The organism is Pseudanabaena sp. 'Roaring Creek', assembly GCF_001402795.1.
Taxonomy (GTDB): domain Bacteria; phylum Cyanobacteriota; class Cyanobacteriia; order Pseudanabaenales; family Pseudanabaenaceae; genus Pseudanabaena.
Window position 1 is genome coordinate 1 of the sequence record NZ_LIRE01000044.1, and the last position, 5,732, is coordinate 5,732.

General features: G+C 44.1%; 7 protein-coding genes. 4 read left to right on the forward strand and 3 right to left on the reverse strand.

Translation table 11 applies throughout. The features are described 5' to 3' along the window. Positions 1-74: 74 nt before the first annotated feature. Complete coding sequence (locus AC805_RS24450; RefSeq protein ID WP_071590161.1) at positions 75-206, reverse strand: photosystem II reaction center protein Ycf12/Psb30; 132 nt, start codon at positions 204-206, stop codon at positions 75-77. 225 nt (positions 207-431) lie between these two features. On the opposite strand from AC805_RS24450, the gene AC805_RS01380 reads away from it, so the two are divergent. Further along, positions 432-1,325, forward strand: a complete 894-nt coding sequence (locus AC805_RS01380; RefSeq protein WP_055073752.1) for a lipopolysaccharide assembly protein LapB — start codon at positions 432-434, stop codon at positions 1,323-1,325. A gap of 81 nt (positions 1,326-1,406) precedes the next feature. On the opposite strand, the gene AC805_RS01385 is transcribed toward AC805_RS01380, so the two are convergent. Then, the gene (locus AC805_RS01385; protein ID WP_055073753.1) at positions 1,407-3,095 is read right to left on the reverse strand and encodes an NAD(P)H-quinone oxidoreductase subunit 4; all 1,689 of its coding nucleotides are present in this window, start codon (positions 3,093-3,095) and stop codon (positions 1,407-1,409) included. Positions 3,096-3,176: 81 nt separating this feature from the next. Between AC805_RS01385 and AC805_RS25350 the strand changes: the two genes are divergently transcribed. Continuing rightward, complete coding sequence (locus tag AC805_RS25350; protein ID WP_156341273.1) at positions 3,177-3,371, forward strand: hypothetical protein; 195 nt, start codon at positions 3,177-3,179, stop codon at positions 3,369-3,371. Here the strand turns inward: AC805_RS25350 and AC805_RS01390 are convergent. Then, a complete protein-coding gene (locus AC805_RS01390) occupies positions 3,317-4,225 on the reverse strand; it encodes an RDD family protein (protein ID WP_055073754.1) in 909 nt (302 codons plus the stop codon). The genes AC805_RS25350 and AC805_RS01390 overlap by 55 nt on opposite strands. Positions 4,226-4,417: 192 nt before the next feature. Here AC805_RS01390 and AC805_RS01395 point away from each other — a divergent pair, with 192 nt between their 5' ends. Further along, positions 4,418-4,888, forward strand: coding sequence for a DUF29 domain-containing protein (locus tag AC805_RS01395; protein WP_055073755.1), 471 nt, complete (start codon positions 4,418-4,420; stop codon positions 4,886-4,888). Continuing rightward, on the forward strand, positions 4,881-5,615 hold the full coding sequence (locus AC805_RS01400) for a type III pantothenate kinase (protein WP_055073756.1): 735 nt from the start codon (positions 4,881-4,883) through the stop codon (positions 5,613-5,615). Before AC805_RS01395 ends, AC805_RS01400 begins: the two co-directional genes overlap by 8 nt. The last annotated feature ends 117 nt before the right edge of the window (positions 5,616-5,732 follow it).

The window sequence follows — 5,732 nt, forward strand, 5'->3', positions numbered from 1 at the left end:
GCGCCGCCAGTCAATTCTTGGGGTTTGATTTGTCCTAATTCAAGTGACTGTAGCTATACAAGCAGTGGTAGAAGTTACAAGTCGCCACTATTGGCGGATAGCAAAAAGATAATGACGGGACCAGAGATAACGATTAGAGCTAAGCAGGTCAATTGAAAAATTAGCTGAAAATTAATGCTGGAGAATAGGGAAGTTACGAAGTCCATAGCAGTTTTCTTAAATATGATTAATAAATCAAACAAAATTCTAGAGATATTCTAGCAAGCATCGCTACTCAAAAAATCTTTAAAACCTAGAAAATTAGATAGGACGACCTCACTCCCCTCGGTCATTTTCTGGATTTTTGGCAAACCAAAAATCGGTTTTAATAAAGAAGCGCTATCATTTGAAATACAATCACACTACATTCATAATTGGTAAGAGTTATACCTGTGCGCTATCGAATTTGGTTGCTGGCAATACTTGCATCTGTTAGCGTTGGAGCCTCTCCCCTCCGCGCCCAAGCTCTTCTGCCCCACACGACAAGAATCAATTTTGGCAATTTAGAAGAGCAAGCGCTCAACTTGGCAAGAGAAGCTGCCCAACTTGCTCAATTTGAGCAGTATGATTTGGCTTTACCTCGCGCCCGCTTAGCCGCGCAATTAGCTCCAAAAGCTTTTCAAACCCAAGGGATTCTCGGCAGTATCTATCTGCGTAAGGAGCAATATGCTGAGGCGATCGCTGCTCTGAATATGGCAAACGATCTCAAAAAAGACGAGCCCACAATTCTATTTAGTCTGGGGGCAGCCTACCTTCGTAATAAGAACTATCCCGAAGCTATTAGCAACCTAAAAAAAGGACTATCGCTAGAACCCAAAGCAGCCACGGCGATGTTCGATCTGGGCAACGCTTACTTCTTAACCAAGCGTTATGATGAAGCGGTATCAATCTATAACGATGTATTAAATCTTGATACCAAGTTTTGGGCGGCAACTAATAACATCGGTTTAGTCGAGTACGAAAGGGGCAATGTCGATCAGGCGATCGCCAAATGGCAAAACTCCCTCAAGCAAGCAGAAAAAGTTGAGTTTCTCGCTGCCGAACCAACCCTTGCTCTAGCTACGGCTTTTTATCGTAAGGGCGATCGCGATAAGGCTTTACAATTGGCAGTCGAAGCAATGAAAATCGACCCTCGCTACGGCAAAGTCTCCTATCTCGTCGAAAATCTTTGGGGCGATCGTCTAGTTGCTGATGTACAGTTAGTCCTGTCTCAGCCTCAAGTTAAACAAATTCTCGATGAGAGCGATCTTTCCACTCGTCAAGTTCCTAAAATTCGTCGCAGATAGAACAACAACAAAAACACGCTCTGCGTGTTTTTGTTGTTGATGAGTGGCAGGACTTTGCGCTGCCACTCATCTCATCTTTAGCTATAGCTTTTTGCTACCCAGCGCTAAGTTAGGGAAATCAGTTCTTTCAGCAAAAACTTGAGCATTCTTTTCAAGGGCGAATTGCTCGTGAGCCATCCGCATTTGGGAATTGATAGCAACGGTGGTGGCATCGTAGAAATTGGTTGCGAGCTTAGGATAAGCACCGATCGCAATAATTGGCACTAGGAAGCAAACGGCAATAAATACCTCGCGAGGTCTAGCATCGCTAAAGTCGGCTTCGCTAGGCAAAACACAACTCGTACCAAAGCAAACTACATCTTGATTGCCCTGCGCTCTGAGGCTGATATCGGAAATATCACAGCTAGGATTGATATCACAGGTGGGATTAGCATCGGAAGCGTAGAAAATCTGCCGCAACATCGAAAGTAAATAGATCGGCGTGAGGATTACACCGACGGCAGCCAAAAATACGGTTACTGTACGGAAAGTTGAAGTGTAAGCATCACTGGAAGTCATGCCAACAAAAATCGATATTTCACTAGCAAATCCACTCATACCAGGCAAGGCAAGCGATGCTAACGCGCCAACGGTAAACAAAGCAAATACCTTAGGCATCACCTTCCCGATATAGCCCATCTCCGTCATTAACATCGTATGGGTGCGATCGTAGGTTACGCCAGCAAGGAAGAACAAGACTGAGGCAATTAACCCGTGGGAGAGCATCTGCAACATCGCGCCACTAATCCCTAAGTCAGTGAATGAGGCAATGCCGATCAAGACAAACCCCATATGGGAAACTGAAGAAAAAGCAAGGCGGCGCTTCATATTAGTTTGAGCAAAAGAATTCACCGCACCGTAAACGATATTGATTACCCCCAGCATTGCCAAAACAGGAGCAAAATAAACATGGGCATGGTCAAGCAATCCCATATTTAGGCGAATTAAGCCATAGCCTCCCATTTTTAATAAGACACCTGCCAAAATCATCGATACAGGCGATGAGGCTTCTCCATGAGCATCGGGCAACCAAGTATGTAGAGGAAAGATAGCAAGCTTCACACCAAAGGCTATTAACAAACCTGCATAGAGGGGAAGCTCTAGGGCAAGAGGGAAATCCTTCAGGGCTAGTTCGGTCATATCAAAGGTGAGGTTATTGCCATAGAGCGCCATCGCCAAACCTGCGACCAGAATAAAAATAGATGCGGCAGCGGTATAAAGCAAAAATTTAGTAGCAGCATACTGGCGTTTTTGACCTCCCCAGATCGAAACGAGCAGATAGACGGGAATCAGCTCTACTTCCCACATGATGAAGAAGAGGAGTAAATCTTGGGCAACGAATACGCCGATCTGGGCGGAGTAAAGCACCAACAAGAGGAAGTAAAACAGACGAGGCTTAATATTAACTTGCCATGCAGCGAAAATAGAAAGTGTGGTAACGAGTCCAGCAAGTAAAACTAGAGGTGCAGATATACCATCGACTGAAACTGCCCAACTAAGTCCTAGTTGGGGTATCCAAGTGTACTTTTCCGCGAGTTGAAATGTCGCGTTGCTCGGATCGTAGTTTTTCCAGAAGGCATAGCACATTAAAGTGAAATCGGCGATGCCTACACCTAATGCATACCAACGTACGGTTTTACCTTCCTTGTCGGGGAGTACGGGTATAAGTAGGGAAGCTACGAGCGGCAGCAGGACAATCGCGGTAAGCCAAGGAAATTGGTCTAATGTCATGTCAATGAGAATAAATACTTACCAAGGAGAATGTTAAGTATTGTACTAAACTTTACAAAGTTTTAAGCATGATTCTTTTCGATGCCTATCATCAAAACAACTAAAAGATGTCCCCACAAGGTTCCTCTAAAGATGATTGGCGGCGTTTTGCGCCGACAATCATCTTTAGGATTTTATGTCCTAAGCAAACCTTACGAAGATGAGCGATCGCTAAAGGCTAACTATCTCCGTCTGGGACGACGAGCCGATCGCTTAATTGGTGGTTCATCCTCGTAGGGTTTTTCATAGGTATTTTCGTAGGACTTTGAGCGATCGCCAAAACCATCAAGAGAATCATCCTTATCCCAATCGTCAAAACCATCCACATCCCCTTTGTAAACATTTCTGGGTGGATCTAAAGGCTCAGCATAGGGATCGGTGTAAGGGGCTTGATAAGAATCCTGATAAGAGCGATCGAAATTACTATCTCGCTCAAAATTAAAATCTTGAAAATCTTGAGGTGGACGCGATTTTGTCCTTGGGCGGCGTTTAGGTTTTGGACGAGGGGCGCTATATTCGTCTTCATAGGCAGAGCGATCTTGACGGCTTTGATAGAGTTGCGTTGCCTGTTGCCCTGCTTTGTTAAAAAGCTTGCCTAATTTTTCATCGATCGCAAAGCCTTTACGGGTTTGAATGGAAATCGTACCACTAATGCGATCGTGGAAAGCTTGACGCTTCTCATTATCGACGATCGCAAAGGCAGCATCGGCAACAAAAGGAATCCACGCAAACACAATGAGGGTCGAAGTAATCGTTTTAATCAGAAAAATGGAGCAAATAAAGACAAATATCTCGCGCTTCATAAATGCACCGAGTCCAGCCGTTTTGCCATATTCCGCATCAATCACACGAATGCTGATCAGCCATCTACCAAAGCTCTGCCCCTGTGCCCGTGCAGCAATAAATACGCGAAAGACAAACCATGTTGAGATAAATGTAAATAGATGCAGAGGATTAGCTGAGTCAATCGATAGGATCGATACGGTTAATTCGGAAATAAACCAACAACTTAAAAAGTCTACGATGAGCGCTCCGAGGCGTTGATTGACCGTAGCAAGGGGATAGCGGCTGTAGGCTGGCTCGAAGTCCATTGTGATTGCTTATGTGATTGCTTGATTCGTGATGAAGACACAGAGTTATATTCTATGCCTTTATAATTACACTTAATAATTACACTTACAGCGCAAAGCGCTGAAGCAAAATCCAAAGAAATTTTTGAAAGCGCCGCTTTGCAGCGCTTTCAAAAATTTCTTTGGACTTTATAGCAAAGGAGCCATATCAAAATGACACAGGGGATAACTCGTAAATCTCTCAATGCCTCTCTATATGAGACAGACTTTTTGCTATGGACGGAAGAAACTGTAGCCAAGCTAAGAGCTAGGGATTTTGACCATGTGGACATGGAAAATTTGATAGAGGAGATCGAGAGCTTGGGGAAATCAGATAAAAAGGAAATAAAAAGTCGCCTCACAACTTTGCTTGCCCATTTGCTTAAGCGCATATATGTCAATATGCCTCAAGAATTTAATGGCTGGGAACGGACGATTAGAAATCAAAGAACCGATCTTGAGCTAGCACTGATGGATTCTCCCAGCTTAAAAACTATATGGAATGATGCTTTTGATATAGCTTTTCGGCTGGCATTACGAGATGTTAGAGATGAATACGAGAAAAATGGCTATCAAATCCCTGAGCAATGGCAGTTTAGTCGTGAAATTGAGGCGATGTTGAGCGTTAAGTTTTGGGATGACTAATCATTCAAATAATCATTTAGCGATCGCCATTGGCAACACCAGAATTAAGGCGGTTATTTTTGGTGACGATCGCCAAATTCTTGAAGAATATGCCTATACCCATGACCAATTACCAATCTTAGAAACGAAGCTTACGGAGCGGGATTTTGCAGATATTGCGATCGCTTCCGTCGTCCCCGATCTGATCACCATCTGGCATAATCTACCGCAAACCCAAATTATTAAAACTAGCGATGTGCCTTTGCGTGGCTTGTATGACACGATGGGATGCGATCGCGCCTTGGCAGCCTATGGCGCAGGAGAAATCTATGGCTATCCTGTCTTAGTGATCGATGCAGGAACGGCAATTACTTTAACGGGGATTGATGCGGATAAGGCTTTATTGGGCGGGGCAATTGTGGCGGGATTGCGATCGCAGTTTTGGAGTTTGTATCAAAATACTGCAGCCTTGCCCGATGTCCATATTCCCGAAACCTTGCCAAATCGTTGGGGCATGGATACGCCTAGCTCAATTCAAACGGGGATTGCTCACATATTTTTATCAGGTTTACAAGCTTATATTACTGATTGGCGATCGCAGTTTCCTCACGGTCGAGTAATTCTGACAGGTGGCGATGGCGATCGGCTCAAATCTTGGGGGCTAAGAGTAGATGCGATCGACACACTCTTAGTTTTTTGGGGAATTTGGCATTGTTGTCGCAAAATTAATACCAATTCATTGAAGTGAGATATAGCAGTAACCAGTTATGTTAGGACGAAAACAAAACCCAGAAGAGTGTTGCGGCGCTTCGCGCCGCAACACTCTTCTGGGTTTTATGTCTTAACTTATTTGGCTATAGCTATA